At 65.3% G+C, this 16,382-nt stretch carries 14 protein-coding genes; 2 read left to right on the top strand and 12 right to left on the bottom strand.

Translation table 11 applies throughout. From position 1 onward, the window contains the following. Positions 1-41 precede the first annotated feature (41 nt). The 4 genes from ACFSQR_RS05780 to ACFSQR_RS05765 all read right to left on the bottom strand — a co-directional run bounded on the left by ACFSQR_RS05780 (position 42) and on the right by ACFSQR_RS05765 (position 4,625). Positions 42-1,277, bottom strand: a complete 1,236-nt coding sequence (locus ACFSQR_RS05780) for a sensor histidine kinase (protein ID WP_377728675.1) — start codon at positions 1,275-1,277, stop codon at positions 42-44. Positions 1,278-1,531: 254 nt separating this feature from the next. Next, positions 1,532-2,290, bottom strand: a complete 759-nt coding sequence (locus ACFSQR_RS05775; RefSeq protein WP_377728674.1) for a PEP-CTERM sorting domain-containing protein — start codon at positions 2,288-2,290, stop codon at positions 1,532-1,534. Positions 2,291-2,841: 551 nt separating this feature from the next. After that, positions 2,842-4,107, bottom strand: a complete 1,266-nt coding sequence (locus ACFSQR_RS05770; RefSeq protein ID WP_377728673.1) for a nitronate monooxygenase — start codon at positions 4,105-4,107, stop codon at positions 2,842-2,844. Positions 4,108-4,139: 32 nt separating this feature from the next. Next, entirely contained in the window at positions 4,140-4,625 is a 486-nt protein-coding gene (locus ACFSQR_RS05765) for a YajQ family cyclic di-GMP-binding protein (protein ID WP_377728672.1), read from the bottom strand. A 106-nt stretch (positions 4,626-4,731) separates the two neighbouring features. Between ACFSQR_RS05765 and murB the strand changes: the two genes are divergently transcribed. Further along, positions 4,732-5,751: a UDP-N-acetylmuramate dehydrogenase gene (gene murB / locus ACFSQR_RS05760; protein WP_377728671.1), complete on the top strand. Its 1,020-nt coding sequence runs from the start codon at positions 4,732-4,734 to the stop codon at positions 5,749-5,751. A 98-nt stretch (positions 5,752-5,849) separates the two neighbouring features. Next, complete coding sequence (locus ACFSQR_RS05755; protein WP_377728670.1) at positions 5,850-7,007, top strand: branched-chain amino acid ABC transporter substrate-binding protein; 1,158 nt, start codon at positions 5,850-5,852, stop codon at positions 7,005-7,007. A gap of 42 nt (positions 7,008-7,049) precedes the next feature. Here the strand turns inward: ACFSQR_RS05755 and ACFSQR_RS05750 are convergent, their stop codons facing one another. From ACFSQR_RS05750 to ACFSQR_RS05715, 8 genes are all read right to left on the bottom strand, one after another. Continuing rightward, positions 7,050-7,829: a hypothetical protein gene (locus tag ACFSQR_RS05750; RefSeq protein ID WP_377728669.1), complete on the bottom strand. Its 780-nt coding sequence runs from the start codon at positions 7,827-7,829 to the stop codon at positions 7,050-7,052. Beyond that, positions 7,829-8,458 carry a ricin-type beta-trefoil lectin domain protein gene (locus tag ACFSQR_RS05745; RefSeq protein ID WP_377728668.1) on the bottom strand — a complete coding sequence of 210 codons (630 nt, stop codon included), beginning with the start codon at positions 8,456-8,458 and terminating at the stop codon, positions 7,829-7,831. The genes ACFSQR_RS05750 and ACFSQR_RS05745 overlap by 1 nt, the downstream gene beginning before the upstream one ends. A gap of 139 nt (positions 8,459-8,597) precedes the next feature. Beyond that, positions 8,598-9,827, bottom strand: a complete 1,230-nt coding sequence (locus ACFSQR_RS05740; protein ID WP_377728667.1) for an argininosuccinate synthase — start codon at positions 9,825-9,827, stop codon at positions 8,598-8,600. Between the two features lie 23 nt (positions 9,828-9,850). Beyond that, on the bottom strand, positions 9,851-10,774 hold the full coding sequence (gene argF, locus ACFSQR_RS05735; RefSeq protein WP_377728666.1) for an ornithine carbamoyltransferase: 924 nt from the start codon (positions 10,772-10,774) through the stop codon (positions 9,851-9,853). Between the two features lie 190 nt (positions 10,775-10,964). Next, the gene (locus ACFSQR_RS05730) at positions 10,965-13,802 is read right to left on the bottom strand and encodes an ATP-binding protein (RefSeq protein ID WP_377728665.1); all 2,838 of its coding nucleotides are present in this window, start codon (positions 13,800-13,802) and stop codon (positions 10,965-10,967) included. A gap of 61 nt (positions 13,803-13,863) precedes the next feature. Continuing rightward, positions 13,864-14,757 (bottom strand): ribosome small subunit-dependent GTPase A, encoded by an 894-nt coding sequence (gene rsgA / locus ACFSQR_RS05725; protein ID WP_377728664.1) that lies wholly within the window; start codon positions 14,755-14,757, stop codon positions 13,864-13,866. Continuing rightward, complete coding sequence (locus ACFSQR_RS05720; RefSeq protein ID WP_377728663.1) at positions 14,754-15,086, bottom strand: 4a-hydroxytetrahydrobiopterin dehydratase; 333 nt, start codon at positions 15,084-15,086, stop codon at positions 14,754-14,756. The genes rsgA and ACFSQR_RS05720 overlap by 4 nt, the downstream gene beginning before the upstream one ends. Next, entirely contained in the window at positions 15,083-16,345 is a 1,263-nt protein-coding gene (locus ACFSQR_RS05715; protein ID WP_377728661.1) for a M48 family metallopeptidase, read from the bottom strand. Before ACFSQR_RS05715 ends, ACFSQR_RS05720 begins: the two co-directional genes overlap by 4 nt. Between the last annotated feature and the right edge of the window lie 37 nt (positions 16,346-16,382).

Here is a 16,382-nt window from a genome sequence, read left to right as displayed (position 1 = left end):
TTTGCCCGAATAGGCAATAAGCGGGGCCGCCGTCGCCCAGGCTATTTCGCCGGCTGGTAAGGCACTTCGATGGTGGCCACGACGCCGGTCGGCTCGTTGGGGCCGATGCGCAGCGTGGCGCGCTCGCCGAACAGCATTTTCAGGCGCTCGCGGATGTTGGTGAGCCCCGTTCCGGTGCCCGTGCTCGGCACCATGCCGAAGCCGACACCGTTGTCGCTGACGATCACGCGCAGGCGCTCGCCCACCACGTCGGCAAAGATGCGCAGGGTGCCGCCTTCCGGCTTGCATTCCAGGCCGTGCTTGATTGCGTTTTCCACCAGCGATTGCAGCATCATCGGCGGGAACGCCGCGCTGCGCAGGTATTCCGGCACTTCCATGCTGACGGTGAGGCGCTCTTCCATCCGCATCTTCAGCAGGTTCAGGTAGGCGCGCACCATGTCGGCCTCGCGTCCCAGGTTGGTAACCACGTTGTTGTCGCGCATCTGCGGCAGCACGGCGCGCAGGTACTGGATCAGGCTGCGCTGCATGGCCGAAGCGCGCGGCGGGTCGGTTTCGATCAGGTGCTCGACGGAGGCGAGCGTGTTGAACAGGAAGTGCGGCTCGACCTGCGCCTGCATCATCTGCATCTTGGCCTCGGACAGCTGGCGGTGCATCGACTCGCGTTCTGCCGCTTCGGTGGCCTCGCGGCTTTGCAGTTCGGCGCGCTTCTTGCCGCCCACCAGCGCCTTGGTGGCAAACAGCGCGATCAGCAGCAGCAGGACGAAGCTGCGGAACCAGGTCGACGCCTGCTTGTGGTAGCGGGTGACCTTCTGCTCGGCAGCGTCCTCGACCGCCTGTTCGATCGCGATCGAGAGCTCTTCGCCGATCTGCGGCGGCAGGGGAATGTGGACGTCGCCGGCCGCGCCCGGCCGCGGCGCGACGGGCGCTACCGGGACTTCCGGCAACTCGGGCGGCGCCTCGGCGGCCGGCGCTTCGGCGGCCGGCGCTCCGGGCGCGCGTTGCTTGCCGGGATTGAAGTGGATGCCGCGGTCGTCGATCATGATCTGCGTTTCCGGACGGCCGCGCCCGTTGCGCTCGTCATGCACGACGATTTCTTCGACCGGACCGGAGAACAGTTCGTCCTGCAGGATGGTCGCCGCGATCAGCGACAGCGATGCGAACAGCAGGAACTTCCACCACGACAGCTGGGTGACCCAGGTGGCCACGGCGTCGAAGGCGCGGTGGAGCCAGGCCAGGATCGAGCCTACTGTCGAGAGATGTGTGCGCCCTTGTTCCATGATGTTTCGATTTCCGTTTCTTCAGCAGTGCAATCGGCGAGTGTAAGGCCAGCGCTGCGATTGCTCGTAGAAAAGATAATAACAATGACACTACTGTTGGGACGATGCAACTGTAGCGCGGTGCCCGAACCCGGGCCAGCCGATTGCGACAGCCTGTCGGAATCGCGGCCTGCGCTGCAGGATAGTGGCGAAAAACCGCACAGGAATAAAAAAAGCACATCCTGGGATGTGCCTGGTGTGCTCCTTACGGCCGGTCAGGATGGCCGGCGGCGGCGCGACCACCAGCCGACGATGAACAGGCCCGCCGCCAGCATGGGCAGCATCCGCGGCTCGGGAATCGGTGGGGGCAGCGGGCCGGCGTACGCCTGGCCCCATGCGTCGAAGGAGGTAAATCCGCTCACGGTGTTCGGTCCAAGGTTCTGGTACGACACACTGAGCATTTCCGTGATGTCGAGGCTGCGCTGTCCGCCGAACTCCGGCAAGGTGTTTGCCGTGTACTGCCGGTACTGGCTGTCGAATCCAGGAAACGGCGAGTTGCCGATCGCGAGGTACAAGGTCACGGCCGACTGGTAGAACTCGTGCAGTTCCGGCCCATGCACCAGGTTGCCCTCGACATCCACCGTCAGGTCGAACACCACCGCCGTGTTCGGCGAGAGGTCGAACTCCAGCCTTCCCGTGTACACGCTGGACGTCCCGGAGCGCACGGTGCTGCCGTCGGTCTGTGCGAACGCGTTGATCTCGATCTGGTGCGACAGGGCATCGCCGCGGCCGCTCAGCACGCCGGTAATGGACAGGTTGTCATCGCGCGCGAAGCCCTGGCCCAGCACCCCGGTGCCCGTGCCGAAGCGCTCCACGTGTTGGAACGCGTCGCCATCGCTGTACATGGTGCTGACGCGTGGGCCTTCGATCTCCTGTCCGGGCGCCGGAACATAGGGCATTGGCTTGAACTGCAACGAGGGAGTGATCCCGTCGAGCGGGTCGAGGTCGACCAGCGTGTAGGTGAGTGCACCCACGGTCGTTCGCCCCGTTGCCTGTGCATAGGCTTGATGCGGAACAAGTAGCGCAAGGCTGAAGGCGAGAAGGGCGGCAATGCTGGCGGTTCGCTGGGCGCGGTGTGGGGTCATGATTGATGCTCCGGCTTGGTATCTTGAAATAAATGGCGCCCTGATTCTGGCGCGGAAAATAACGGCTTCTGGGAATGCTACTCAGCGCGTGGGACCTCGGCCTGCGCGATGTCAGGAAGCGAACCTGGATTGACTTAGCCGTAGGCAATAGCCGGGATTGCAGCGGATAGTCGGGTGGAAAAAATGGGGGAAACTGCTAGGGGAAGGCGGGGACGGTGCGGCGTGCGGCGAGTTCATGTTGATTACTCCGAAAGGGGTAATTCAGCATAGCTCTTCTTAAAGTGTTGTGTCGCGGAAATGCCGAGACTGTTGGAAATTGTCTGCGGTTCCAGCGCTTGGGCTGGTGCAGATTTTATTGGGAAATGGAATGATGTGATGGCCCCGCGCGGACGTCCCCGGCCGAATGGCCGGGGCAGGTCCAGCGGGAACGCCGCGCCTGGTCAGGCGGCGGCTTCTTCGCGCTCGGGCAGCGCGATTTCGTTGTTGACGCTGAACTGGTAGTCCTTGAACACGTGCTCGGCAGACAGAACCTGGTAAGTGCCGTCCGCGCGCTTGTGCGTGGTGTCCTTCAGCTTGTAGGTGTAGTGGCCGCAGGTCCAGCAATTGAAGTTGCGCATGTGCGTGCACAGGCAAGTCTTGTCCATCACCACTACCTGCTTGGCGTCCGGATTGGCCAGCACCTCGCGGTTGTACGAGTTGATGTAGGAACAGTTGCCGGTCGCGTCCAGCAGGTAGCCATACGACTCGCAGCCCGGACGGATGCCCGAACCGATCGCAGGCGTGTTCTTCAGCATGCGCATCGGATAGCCCGTCGGCGAGACGCCGTTGACGATGATGTCCTCTTCGCTTGCCTTGAAGTATTCCTGCTTCACGTCGGCCGGCAGGCCGCATTCGTGCGTCACGGTGAAACGGGTCGCCACCTGTACGCCGCCCGCGCCTTTTTCCAGGAAGCTCACGGCGTCGCTGCCGGTAAAGATGCCGCCCGCGGCGATCAGCGGAATGTCCAGCTGCTCGGCCTTCATGAACGCGTGGATCTCGTCCATGATGGTGTGCAGGTCGTAGTCCTTCCAGTCTTCCATGCCGAAGCCGAGGTGGCCGCCTGCGAGCGGGCCTTCGACGATGATGTAGTCGGGCAGGCGGTTGAGCTTGGAAACCTTGCGCAGGAACAGCTGCAGCGCGCGCACCGAGGACACGATGATGCCCAGGAAGGCGTCGCGGAAGCGCGGATGGTCGGCGATCAGCGCGAACGAACCGAGGTGCAGGCCGGCCGACATGGTGATGCCGTCGATGCCCGCGTCCAGGGCCGCCGACATGCGCGTCTGCAGCGTCTCGCGCGGCGCGTTCATGGTCAGCTTTTCCATGCAGTTCACGAAGATCAGGCCGTTGCCCTGCTTGGCCTGCATGGTCGAGCCCACGTGCAGGCGGGTCGCTTCGGCCAGGCGTTCGAGGTCGAACTTGACCACCGACTTGTCCATATTGTTGATATTGAACTTGTAGGTCTTGGTCTTGTCCTTCACGAACGTCGTGTCGAACTTGCGGTCCGACACGTCGGGCACCATGGCATCGGAAATGTGGCCGATGCCGCCCAGGCGCGCCGCTTCCAGCGCCAGCTCGGAGGTCGAGATATCTACACCCATGCCGCCGATCATGATCGGCACATATTCCTTGCCGCCCAGCTTCAGGCGGAAATCGTCAACGCATTTCATTCAAATCCTTTGTTGCTGTTTGCTGCCGGACCTTAGTCGCGGAAATTGTTGAATTCCAGCGGCGTGTCCGGAACTTCCTTGCGCAGCAACTGCATCGCTGCCTGCAGGTCGTCGCGCTTGGCACCCTGCACGCGCACCGCGTCGCCCTGGATGCTTGCCTGCACTTTCATCTTGCTGTCCTTGATCACGCGGACGATCTTCTTGGCGGTGTCGCCCTCGATCCCGTTCTTGATCTTGATGACCTGCTTGACCTTGTCGCCACCGATTTTTTCGACCTTGCCCTCGTCGAGGAAGCGCACATCGACCTTGCGCTTGGCCAGCTTGTTGGTCATGACATCCTTGACCTGGGTGAGCTGGAACTCCGAGTCCGCGTAGGCGGTCAGGTCGTTTTCCTTCTGCTCGACGCGCGCGTCGCTGCCTTTGAAATCGAAACGGGTGGTGATTTCCTTGTTGGTCTGGTCGATGGCGTTGCGCACTTCGACCATGTCCGCTTCGGAGACAACATCAAACGACGGCATAATTCATTCCTTTGTCTTGCCAAAATGACGATCCCGGTATTTTAATCGACAACGGACGACATTTAGAGGGTTCCCACTATAATTGAGCGAAAATTTACGGTCTCCCATGCAACTTTCCTTGATCCAGCATAGTTTCTCCCTCCGCCAGCTCAACACCTTCGGTATCGATGCCCGTGCGCGCCACTACCTGCGGGTAGAAAGCGCGGACGACCTGCGTGCCGTTTTCGCCGATCCTGCCCTGTCCGCCATGCCGCGCCTGGTGCTGGGCGGCGGCAGCAACCTCCTGCTGACCGGGGACTATGACGGCCTGGTCCTCCACATGTGCGGCGCCGGCCGGGAGGTGCTCGCGCGCGATGGCGATGTCACCCTGGTGCGCGCCGCCGCTGGCGAACAATGGCACCGCTTCGTGCTGTGGACGCTGGAGCAGGGCCTGGGCGGGCTGGAAAACCTGTCGCTCATTCCAGGCACGGTGGGCGCGGCGCCGATCCAGAACATCGGTGCCTACGGCGCCGAGATCAAGGACAGCTTCCATTCGCTGACCGCGTTCGATACCGCGACCGGCCAGGTGCGCACCCTGACGGGGCCTGAGTGCCGCTTCGGCTACCGCGACAGCATCTTCAAGCATGCCGCCGGGGCGGGGCTGATCGTGCTGGACGTGACGTTCGCGCTGCCCAACGACTGGCAGCCCAATCTGCGCTACGCCGAGCTGGCGCGCGAGCTGGAGGGCGTGCAGGCGCCCGGCCCGCGCGCGGTCAGCGATGCGGTGATCGCCATTCGCAGCCGCAAGCTGCCCGACCCGGCAGTGATCGGGAATGCGGGCAGCTTCTTCAAGAATCCGGTGGTGCAGGCAGGGCAGTGCGCCGCATTGCTGGAGCAGTTCCCCACGCTGGTCCACTATCCGCAGGCAGACGGCACCGAGAAGCTGGCGGCCGGCTGGATGATCGACCAGTGCGGCTGGAAGGGCAAATCGCTTGGCAACGCCGGCGTGTACGAAAAACAGGCGCTGGTGCTGGTCAACCGCGGCGGCGCGACCGGGGCCGACGTGGTCGCGCTCGCGCGCGCCATCCAGGCCGACGTTCAGGCGCGCTTTGGCGTTCTATTGGAGCCGGAACCGGTCTTCATCTGACCTGAGGGCAGCCCAGTGAATTTGGCGGAATCGGCCATAAATTGTCCGATTCCGCCACGCTGAGTACAATCGGCGGCATCCCACCCAGAAAGGCTGCCATGCGTCCGTCCGCCGTGATCCTGTCGTCGTTGCTGTCCCTCGCCGTCGCGCCATCCGTCCTGGCCCGGACCGACATCCTGATCGGCGCGGCCTCGCCGCTGTCCGGTCCCGGCGCCCACCTCGGCAAGGACATCGAGAACGGCGCGCGCATGGCGATCGAGGACCTGAACGCCAAGGGCATCACCATCGGCGGCAGCAAAGTCACGTGGCGCCTGGCCGCGGAAGACGATGCGGGCGACCCGAAGACCGGCACGGCGGTGGCGCAAAAGCTGGTCGATGCGCGCGTGGCGGCGGTGGTGGGCCACCTGAATTCAGGCACCACCGTCCCCGCCTCCAAGATCTACGCCAACGCCGGCATCCCGCAGATATCGCCGGCAGCGACCACGCCGCTGTATACGCAGCAGGGCTACAAGACGGCATTCCGGGTGGTCGCCAACGACAACCTGATCGGCCGCACGCTGGCGCGCTATGCGGTCGACACGCTCAAGGCCAGGAACATCGCCGTCATCGACGACCGCACCGCGTTCGGGCAGGGCCTGGCCGACCAGTTCGTGAAGGAGGTCAGGCGGGCCGGCAATGGCGCCACCATCATCAGCCGCCAGTTCACCAACGACAAGGCGACCGACTTCAACGCGATCCTGACGCAGATCCGCGCGCGCAAGCCCGACGTGATCTTCTACGGCGGCATGGACGCCGTGGCCGGTCCCATGCTCAAGCAGATGAAGGCGCTGGGGATCAGGGCGCGCCTGGTCGCGGGCGACGGGGTTTGCTCGGAAAAGCTGCCGGTGCTCGCCGGTGACGCGCTGGGCGAAGACCGCGTGTTCTGCGCCGTCGCCGGCGGCGTGACCGGGCCGCAGGAGGCCGTGTTCACGGCCTTCGTAGAGCGTTACCGCCAGCGCTACGGGATTCCGCTGCAGACCTACGCGCCCTACGCCTACGACGGCGTGATGGTGTTCGCGGCGGCCATGCAGCAGGCGCAGTCGTCCGACCCGCGCAAGTTCCTGCCGGTGCTGGCGAAGATCCGGCACGAGGGCATCACCGGGACGATCGCGTTCGACCAGAAGGGAGACCTGCGCAACGCCGCGCTCACGCTGTACACCTACCGCCAGGGGAAGAAAACGAAGCTGCAGGTGCTGCGGTCGGAGCAGGGCGGCTAGCACGCAAAAGAAAAGGGCAGCCCGTCCGCTGCCCCGTCCTGGTCAGCGCGCCCTGGTGCAGCGCGTGGTGTAGGGGTCGACCAGGTGCACGCCGTCCGCGCGGCGGTTCTCTTCGATGTGGAACACCACGGCGGGCGTGCCCGAGCGGTCGTTTTCCAGCGAGCCGATGGCGCCCGCCCACGGACCCGATTCCAGCCGGATCTTGCCGCCCTGCCTGGTGTATCGGCCGCCCTTGCCGGAGCCGGCCGCGTAAGTGCCTCCGGCATCGAGCGTCAGGCTGACCATATTCGAATACTGCAGGCTGTACTGGGTCGGCTCGCCCCATTTGAAGCTCACCTTCGGTTCATTGAAGGCGCACGTCAGCTTCCCGCCGGGCAGCTTGCCGGATGCGGCAGGCGCGGTGGCCGATTCGCCACCCGCCAGCGTGAAGGCAGCCCGGGAGATACCGGTTTTCAGGCCCAGGCCGGGGATGAAGGTCTCGAAACGGCCCTCCAGGCCCGCGCTGTCGCACCTGCCGGAGATCTCGGCGCGTGCCCGGCCGTTCTCGACGCGAAAATAACAGCGGCCATTTTCCAGGTAGCTGCGGTTTGCCAGCAGCGGCCCGGAGACCGAACTGCCGTCCACCGTCACCGTCGCGGCGCCGGTGAAATTGCCGTCCTTGAGCAGCGCCTGGACGTCGAAGCGGCCGATGGCGCTGCCGCCTTCCGCCAGCTCACCGGACACGGCCAGCGGCCCGCTGTTGGGCGTCAGCGGCGCTGCCTGCACGGCAGCGCTGCCCAGCGCCGACCCCAGCGCGAGCATCATCGCCGGGATCGCACGCATCAGTTGCCCCCGCCAGCCGAGACGACGTTGCCGCCACCGGCCGCGATCACGTTCGCTCCGCCGGCCGCCACTGCGTTGGCGCCGCCGGCCGAGACCACGCGACCGGTCGCCAGGCTGATGACTTCTCCGGGACGGGCCACGCGCGCAGTATCGACCAGCGTCTTGCCGGCTGCGGAATTGCCGAGCCGGGCCGCGACCGACTGCGCGGACTGCAATTGGTGCGCCTTCCAGCGCTGGTTGCTCGAACCGCTGCAGTTCCAGGCCAGCACGCGCACGCCGGCGCCGTTGCGGCCGCCTTCGACGTCGGCACACCAGCCCAGTTCATTGTTGAGTTTGCCGTTATTGAAGGCCCACACCTGGCTCTTGTCGCCGCCGCGGCAGCCTTCCCAGCGCAGCGGCTGGTTGTCCTTGCCGCCCAGGCACTGGCCGTTCAGGCGGATCTGGCCGTAGCCCGAGAAACCTTCCAGCGCGGATTGGCCGCGCCAGTCCGCCGTCACTGCGCTGCCGCCGCTGTTGTGCAGCATGTATCCGTTCGAGGACGAGAGGTAGGCAATGTTGTTCGCAGCTGCCGTGTGGGCGGCGAGGGCGAGCACGACGACGGACAGGGCACGGAGGGCGGCACGTTTCATGGGTTTCCTCATTGTGGTTGGCAAAAAAACGTTCCAATTGACAATATCACAAAGAAATTCCGTGCTCAATAACGCACGCTTCGGGACGCGCATAAAAAAAACCGCCCCGAAGGGCGGTCTTGTTGGCGGACGCTCTCTGTTACTTGCGCTTGGCGCGAGCGACGGCGGCGATGCGCATGCGCAGCGCGTTCAGCTTGATGAAGCCACCGGCGTCGGCCTGGTTGTAGGCGCCGAAGTCGTCGTCGAAGGTGGCGATGTTCTTGTCGAACAGCGAGTCGGTCTTCGAGTCGCGCGCGACCACGATCACGTTGCCCTTGTAGAGCTTCACGCGCACCCAGCCGTTCACGCTTTGCTGCGTGTGGTCGATCAGGGTTTGCAGCGCGACGCGCTCGGGCGCCCACCAGTAGCCGTTGTAGATCATCGAGGCGTAGCGCGGCATCAGGTCGTCCTTCAGGTGCGCCACTTCGCGGTCCAGCGTGATCGATTCGATCGCGCGGTGCGCCTTCAGCATGATGGTGCCGCCGGGCGTCTCGTAGCAGCCGCGCGACTTCATGCCCACATAGCGGTTCTCGACCAGGTCGAGGCGGCCGATACCGTGCTTGCCGCCCAGGCGGTTCAGTTCCGCCAGCACGGTGGCCGGCGACATGCGCGTGCCATTCAGCGCGACGATGTCGCCCTGTTCGTATTCGACGTCGAGGTACTCGGCCTGGTCAGGCGCCGCTTCCGGGCTGACGGTCCAGCGCCACATCGATTCCTCGGCTTCCGCTTCCGGATTCTCCAGGTGGCGGCCTTCGAACGAGATGTGCAGCAGGTTGGCGTCCATCGAGTATGGCGCGCCGCCGGCCTTGTGCTTCATGTCGATGTCGATGCCTGCGTCTTCCGCGTACTTGAGCAGCTTCTCGCGCGACAGCAGGTCCCACTCGCGCCATGGGGCGATGATCTTGACGTCCGGCTTGAGCGCATAGGCGCCCAGCTCGAAGCGCACCTGGTCGTTGCCCTTGCCGGTGGCGCCGTGCGAGATGGCGTCCGCGCCGGTCTCGTTGGCGATCTCGATCAGGCGCTTGGCGATCAGCGGGCGCGCGATCGAGGTGCCGAGCAGATATTCGCCTTCGTACACGGTGTTCGCGCGGAACATCGGGAACACGAAGTCGCGCACGAATTCCTCGCGCACGTCGTCGATGTAGATGTTTTCTGGCTTGATGCCGAACTTGATCGCCTTGGCGCGGGCCGGCTCAAGCTCTTCGCCCTGGCCGAGGTCCGCGGTGAAGGTCACGATCTCGCACTTGTAGTTATCCTGCAGCCATTTCAGGATGACGGATGTGTCAAGGCCGCCCGAATAGGCAAGCACTACTTTTTTAACGTCGCTCATGGTGTTTCCGTAGGGAGGGGAGATTAGTCTGGGAGCTGTCCGAGCAGCAGGTATTCGATCAGGGCCTTCTGGACGTGCAGGCGGTTTTCCGCCTCGTCCCAGACGACCGACTGCGGGCCGTCGATGACGCTGGCCGCAACTTCCTCGCCGCGGTGCGCGGGCAGGCAGTGCATGAACAGCGCGTCCTTGTGGGCGCGCGCCATCTTCTCGTCGTCCACGATGAAACCGGCGAAGGCCCGGAGGCGTTCGGCGTTTTCCTTTTCGTAGCCCATGCTGGTCCACACGTCGGTGTTGACCAGGTCCGCGCCATTGCAGGCGTCGCGCGGATCGTCGAATACGGTATAGCGGTCGGTGTTCACCAGCGCCATGTCCATGTCGTAGCCCTTGGGCGTCGCCACGTTCAGGTGGAACCCGAACACTTCGGCGGCCTGCAGCCACGAATACAGCATGTTGTTGGCGTCACCAATCCAGGCCACGGTCTTGCCGGTGATCGACCCGCGGTGTTCGTAATAAGTGAACACGTCGGCCAGCACCTGGCACGGGTGGTGCTCGTTGGTCAGCCCGTTGATGACGGGGACGCGCGAGTGCGCTGCGAAGCGCTCGATGATCTCCTGGCCGAAGGTGCGCACCATGATGATGTCGCACATGCGCGACATGACCTGGCCGGCGTCCTCCACCGGTTCGCCGCGGCCGAGCTGCGAGTCGCGGGTATTCAGGTAGATCGCCGCGCCGCCCAGCTGGTGCATGCCGGCCTCGAACGAGAGGCGGGTGCGGGTCGAGTTCTTCTCGAACACCATGACGAGGGTACGGTCGACCAGGGGATGGTAGATCTCGTAGTTCTTGAATTTGTGCTTGATGATGGCGGCGCGCTTGATCACGTACTCGAATTCTTCACGCGTGAAGTCCGAGAACTGGAGGAAGTGCCTGATCGGTTTGTTGGTTGTCATAGAGACGGGGTGGTCAGCCCGCGGCAGGGCGCGGACGATCTTTCTAAGCTGTTAGCCCGTCAATTATACGGGGTTTGGCAAAGCCGGGTGCAAAACAGGAAAACCGTGCAGCGCACGTGCGCGCGCACACCTGGCGTCGCCCGGCATGACTTCGCGGCAGGGCGACGTCGTTCGGGCCGTGGATGGACGTTCAGTAGATCGGTTCGGTCTCCGCTTGCGCGCTGGCGGGAGCCGCCAGCGGGAGTTCGAGGGTAAAGGTGGTGCCGCCGGCGCCGCTCGCCACCCGCACCTGGCCGCCCAGCAGCGCGGTGACGATGTTGTAGCTGATCGACAGTCCCAGCCCGCTGCCGCCCTGACCCAGCTTGGTGGTGAAGAAGGGGTCGTAGATGCGGCCAAGGTTCTCGCGCGGGATGCCGCTGCCATCGTCGCCGAACTGCACCTCGATGCGGCCGTCTCCCAGCTGGCGGCCGGTCAGCCACATGCGCCCGTCTTGCCGTCCTTCGAAGGCGTGCAGCAGGGCGTTGTTGATGAAGTTGGTGATCACCTGGCCGAACGGTCCCGGATAGCTGTCGAGCACCAGCCCGGACGGGACCTCGATGGCGATGGCATGGCCGGCCGCGCGCACGCGGTTCATCATGGTGGCGACGATCTCCTCGCACACCTGGCGCAGGTCGAAGCTGCGCCGCTGCTCGGTAGTGCGGTCCACTGCCACCTGCTTGAAGCTGTTGACCAGGGACGCCGCGCTGGTCAGGCCGCGCAGGGCCAGTTCCGATGCGTGGGTGGCGTCGGCGATATAGCGCTCCAGCTCCGAACGGCGCAGCGTGCCCGTTTGCGTCATCTTCGCCAGCTCCGCGGTACGGTCCTGCAGGGTGCTGGCGATCAGCAGGCTGTTGCCGATCGGGGTGTTCAGTTCGTGCGCGACGCCGGCCATCAGGGCGCCCAGCGCGGCCAGCTTTTCCTTGGCTGCCAGCTGGGACTGGGCGTCGCGCAGCTGGGTGTAGGCACGCGCGTTGTCGAGCGCGATCGCGCCGTAGGCGCACAGGGTGCGGAACACCAGCCGCTCGATGTCGCCGTAGGCATCGGTTTCGCAAGACTGCACGGTCATCACGCCGATCGTTCGCTCGCCGGCGATCAGGGGCGCGAACAGCGCGGTCTGGGTGTCGACGGTGCCTGGGACGAGGTTGCGGTGCGGCGACTCGGCGAAGTTGCCGATGTAAATCTCCCGGCGCTCCTTCAGGCAGCGCACGGTGTTCGCGATCGGGTTCGAGAGCGAGAACGAGTTATGCGCCATTGGCTGGCCCAGCTCGACGCCGAACGCGCGTACCAGCATGGTGCCGTCCGGATCGGTCAGGTAGATGGCGAAGGTGGTGGCGGGGAGCAGCCCGTGGATGTGCCGGTTCAGCGCATCGAACACGGCGGCGGGTTCCAGCTGCGCGGTGACTTCGCGGCCGATCGCGGACAGGCGCTCGAGCGTGCTGCTGGTGCGCTGCAGGACTTCGGCGCGGCGTGCTTCCGACTCGGCCAGGCGGCGCAGGTGCTGTCCTTCGTTGCGGGCACGGTCGGTCTGGTTATGCACGCGCATTGCGGCGGCTCGGCTGGCGGCTTCGCGGCTGTGGGTGCGGTCGCGCATGGCGGATGCTTCCGAGGCGACTTCCCATGCGCGGCGGTAGTCGCCCAGCGCCGCATGCTCGGCGGCCATGGCGTCGAGCAGCTCGCCTGGCACCAGGAAGTCGTCGAGCGCCTGTCCTACTGCGAGCGCGGCTTCCAGGTAGTGCAAGGCGGCCGTCGGCGCAGTCATGCCGTCCGGTGGCGGCAGGTGGTGGCTGGCGTGGATCGCCGCCAGCTCGCGCAGCGCCGCGATGCGGTTGTGGCTGTGTTCGTGGGCGTGCGCCAGGGCCTCCGCTTCCAGCGCCGCGTCGCGGGCGAGGACGGCTTTTCCGAGGCGGGACAGGGCATGCGCCTGTCCGCGCAGCGCCGCGCTGCGCATGTCGGCCTGGTCCAGTGCCAGCGCGCGTTCGTCCAGGCGCTGGAACGCGTCCAACGCGCCGGAAAAATCCTTCTGGTCCAGGCACAGCTCGCCGAGGTAGCGCAAGGCAAGCGCGTAGTCGCGCCCGTTGGCGAGCGGACGCAGGATCGCCAACGCCTCGTCCAGCATGGTGCGTGCGGTGGCCAGCTTGCCGAGGCGGCGCAGCGTGTCGGCGGTGTTCATCAGGCAGCCGCCGACGTCGCGCGGCAGTCCGGTCGGGCGCGCCAGGTCGAGCCCGCGCTGCAGCCATTCGAGCGCGGACTGGTGGTCGTTCAGGGAGGTGAAGCATTCGCCCACGTTGCTCGCGGCGGTGATCGCGGCGCGCAGCTGGCCGGTCTGCAGCGCCGCCTCGTAGCTGTGGATGAAGTAGCCGGCCGACTCCGCGAACTCGCCCGCTTCGCCGGCCGCCAGTGCGAGATAGTCGTAGATCCAGGTCGCCAGCGCTGGCGGCGCGGCCCGGGCGGCTTCGGGCGTCAGGCGCTCGCCCCACCTGGCCACCGCCGAACTGCGGTCGTGCAGCACCGCCCAGCGTGCGATCGCCGCTTCCGCAATCTCGGCGCGCACGTCGTCATTGCCGTCGCGTGCGCGCTGCGCTGCCAGGACAAGCTCGCGGTCGCTGCGGGCGTGGTCGCCGCGGTCGATCGCGATCCAGGACATCGTCCAGTGCGTATCGCTGCTGCCCAGCGGGTCGCCGATGGCATCCCAGCCCCGCAGCAGGCGCTCGACCTCGGCCTGGGCGCTATCGAGATGCCCTTCGAGCCGCATGGTGCCGGCGCGCACCAGCGCCAAGCGCAGGCGGATGCGCTCGGCCTCGGGTTTCGGAATGGTGGAGACGGACAGCAGGGCCAGCGCCTGCCTGGACAGGTCGAGCGAGCGCTGGTAGTCGCGCTGGCGCAAGTGCCAGGCCAGCTGAACGAGCGTGGCGATGCGCGCATTGCCGTTCAGCGTGGGCAGTTCTTTTTCCCACTCGAGCACATTGTCTTCGACAGTAAAACGTTCCATGCGATCTCTTCGGTAGCGCGCGTCCGCCGATTCTAGGAGAGAAAGGGCCGCTTGTGAACCGCTAGTAGAGGGTTTGCGAGGATTCGTGCAGCAGCTGCGCGTAAAGAGTGTGGCGCATGCGCGCGATCTTGCCTTCCTCGACCGCGCCCAGCACCGCGCACTGCGGCTCGCTCAGGTGGCGGCAGTTATAGAACTTGCAGCCACCCAGGTAAGGCGCGAAATCGCGGAAGGCGCGTTCCAGCATGCCTTCGGACAGGTGGTACAGGCCGAATTCCTGGAAGCCTGGCGAATCGATCACCGAGCCGCCGTTCGGCAGCCGGTACAGGCGGGTGAAGGTGGTGGTGTGCTTGCCGGTGTCGAGGGCGGCCGAAATCTCGCGCGTGGCGATCTCAGCGTCGGGCACCAGCAGGTTGATGAGCGAGGACTTGCCCATGCCGGACTGGCCGATGAAGATCGAGGACTGGCCCTCCAGCAGCGGCATCAGGGTGTCGACCGCGTGCTGCGGATGCGCGCGTGCCGACAGCTCGTGCACCGGGTAGCCCAGCGCGCCGTACACGCCGATGCGTTCGCGCGCGCGCGGCAGCTGCTCCTCCACATCCACCTTGTTCAGGATGAGGTGCGCGTCGATGCCGGCAGCTTCGGCCGCCACCAGCGAGCGCGAGACCAGGTCGTCCGCGAAGCTTGGCTCGGTCGCCACCACGATGAACAGGCGCGTCAGGTTGGCCGCCAGAAGCTTCGATTTGTACTGGTCCGAGCGGTACAGCAGCGTCTTGCGCTCGGCGATCGATTCGATCACGGCCTGGTCGGCCGATGTCATTTTCAGGTGCACCAGGTCGCCGACCGCCACGTTGGTCTTCTTGCCGCGCGTGACGCTCTGGAGCAGGCGGCCGTCGACTTCCGCCAGGTAGTGGCGGCCATGGGCGGCGATGATGGTGCCGGTCAGCGCGGCGCTCATGCGCCTGCCCGCTGGCGGTACAGGGCATCGGCCTTGGCTGCGCAGATGAAGTCGTTGCGCGAGATCGCGCCGCCCGCCGAGTGGGTGTTGTAGCGTGCCCTGCACGCCTTGTAGCTCACCACCAGTTCCGGGTGGTGGTCCTCGGTGTGCGAGACCCACGCGAGCGCGTTCACGAATTCCATGGTCTCGTGGTAGTTCCTGAAGCCGAATTCGCGCACCAGGCTGGCGCCATCGACGGACCAGCCGTCGAGTTGCGGGAGCAGGGCGGCGATGTCGTCGCCGGACAGGGCCGCGGCGTCGCGGCTGCAGCGTTGTTCGGTGAGCTTCATGCGGCCGCCATGTTCAGGTGCTGGATGCGCACCGATGCCGGCGGGTGCGAATCGTAGAAGGCCGAGTGCAGCGGATCGGGCGTGAGGGTGGACGCGTTATCCTCGTACATCTTGACCAGCGCCGAGACCAGGTCGCCGCCATCCGCATGCCGGGCCGCGAACGCGTCGGCCTCGAACTCGTGCTTGCGCGAGGTGATCGAGGTGAGCGGCGACAGCACGAACGTGAACACAGGCAGCACCAGCATGAACAAAATCAGCGCCATGGCGTCGTTCTGTGCGAACGGCCAGGGCGTCACGCCCAGTCCGGAGTAGAACCACTCCTGCTGCTTGAGGTAGCCGAGCAGCGCCAGGAAGCCGAGCGACAGCGCGAACATCACGACGATGCGCTTGACGATGTGGCGCAGCTTGAAGTGGCCCAGTTCGTGCGCCAGCACCGCCTCGATCTCCTGCGGCGCCAGGCGCTCCAGCAGGGTATCGAAGAACACGATGCGCTTGTTGGCGCCAAAGCCCGAGAAGTACGCATTGCCGTGCGCGCTGCGCCTGGAACCGTCCATCACGAACAGGCCCTTGGATGCGAAGCCGACGCGCTGCATCAGCCCTTCGATGCGCTGCTTCAGGCTTTCGTCCTGCAGCGGCGAGAACTTGTTGAACATCGGTGCGATCACGGTCGGGTACAGCACCATCATGAGCAGCTGGAAGCCGCTCCACACCAGCCAGGCGTACAGCCACCACAGGTCGCCGGTCTTCTCCATCAGCGTGAGCACCACCCACAGCAGCGGCAGGCCCAGCGCGGCGCCGAGCAGCACGCCCTTGAGCATGTCGGTGACAAACAGGCGCGGCGTCATCTTGTTAAAGCCGAAGCGCTGCTCCAGCACGAACTGGCGGTAGTAGTCGAGCGGCAGGTCGATCAGGCCGGAGAGGATGGCGAAAGCGGCGACCAGCGCGATCTGGTAGCCCATCCCGGTACCGAATTGTTCGAGCAGCGTGACGGACAGCAGCTGCAGGCCGCCCATCAGTGTAACGCCGATCAGCACCACGCCGGCGACGACGGTGTTGACCATGCCCAGGCGCGTCTTGGCGATCGTATAATCGGCCGCTTTCTGGTGCGCGTCGAGCGGAATGCGCGCGGCGAATTCGGCGGGAACGGCGTCGCGGTGACGCAAAACGTGGCGGATATGCCGGTTCGCGAGCCAGAATCGCAATGACAGCGTGACCAGGAAGAAAACCACGAACAAAATCGAGAACGCAAATGAATACATGCTGTGCCTGTGAGAAAATGGCGGTATTGACTACGCA

Origin of the sequence: Pseudoduganella sp. GCM10020061 (assembly GCF_042683405.1) — a bacterium.
In the GTDB taxonomy this organism is placed as follows: domain Bacteria; phylum Pseudomonadota; class Gammaproteobacteria; order Burkholderiales; family Burkholderiaceae_D; genus Telluria.
The sequence above is the reverse complement of the archived record's forward strand: the minus strand, read 5'-3'. Positions and strand labels throughout refer to the sequence as shown.

Excerpts from the sequence above, each read along its gene's own strand:
- ACFSQR_RS05780 (WP_377728675.1), bottom strand. The coding sequence starts at position 1,277 with ATGGAACAAGGGCGCACACATCTCTCGACAGTAGGCTCGATCCTGGCC.
- ACFSQR_RS05770 (WP_377728673.1), bottom strand. The coding sequence starts at position 4,107 with ATGAAATGCGTTGACGATTTCCGCCTGAAGCTGGGCGGCAAGGAATAT.
- ACFSQR_RS05765 (WP_377728672.1), bottom strand. The coding sequence starts at position 4,625 with ATGCCGTCGTTTGATGTTGTCTCCGAAGCGGACATGGTCGAAGTGCGC.
- murB (WP_377728671.1), top strand. The coding sequence starts at position 4,732 with ATGCAACTTTCCTTGATCCAGCATAGTTTCTCCCTCCGCCAGCTCAAC.
- ACFSQR_RS05755 (WP_377728670.1), top strand. The coding sequence starts at position 5,850 with ATGCGTCCGTCCGCCGTGATCCTGTCGTCGTTGCTGTCCCTCGCCGTC.
- ACFSQR_RS05750 (WP_377728669.1), bottom strand. The coding sequence starts at position 7,829 with ATGCGTGCGATCCCGGCGATGATGCTCGCGCTGGGGTCGGCGCTGGGC.
- ACFSQR_RS05745 (WP_377728668.1), bottom strand. The coding sequence starts at position 8,458 with ATGAAACGTGCCGCCCTCCGTGCCCTGTCCGTCGTCGTGCTCGCCCTC.
- ACFSQR_RS05740 (WP_377728667.1), bottom strand. The coding sequence starts at position 9,827 with ATGAGCGACGTTAAAAAAGTAGTGCTTGCCTATTCGGGCGGCCTTGAC.
- argF (WP_377728666.1), bottom strand. The coding sequence starts at position 10,774 with ATGACAACCAACAAACCGATCAGGCACTTCCTCCAGTTCTCGGACTTC.
- ACFSQR_RS05730 (WP_377728665.1), bottom strand. The coding sequence starts at position 13,802 with ATGGAACGTTTTACTGTCGAAGACAATGTGCTCGAGTGGGAAAAAGAA.
- rsgA (WP_377728664.1), bottom strand. The coding sequence starts at position 14,757 with ATGAGCGCCGCGCTGACCGGCACCATCATCGCCGCCCATGGCCGCCAC.
- ACFSQR_RS05720 (WP_377728663.1), bottom strand. The coding sequence starts at position 15,086 with ATGAAGCTCACCGAACAACGCTGCAGCCGCGACGCCGCGGCCCTGTCC.
- ACFSQR_RS05715 (WP_377728661.1), bottom strand. The coding sequence starts at position 16,345 with ATGTATTCATTTGCGTTCTCGATTTTGTTCGTGGTTTTCTTCCTGGTC.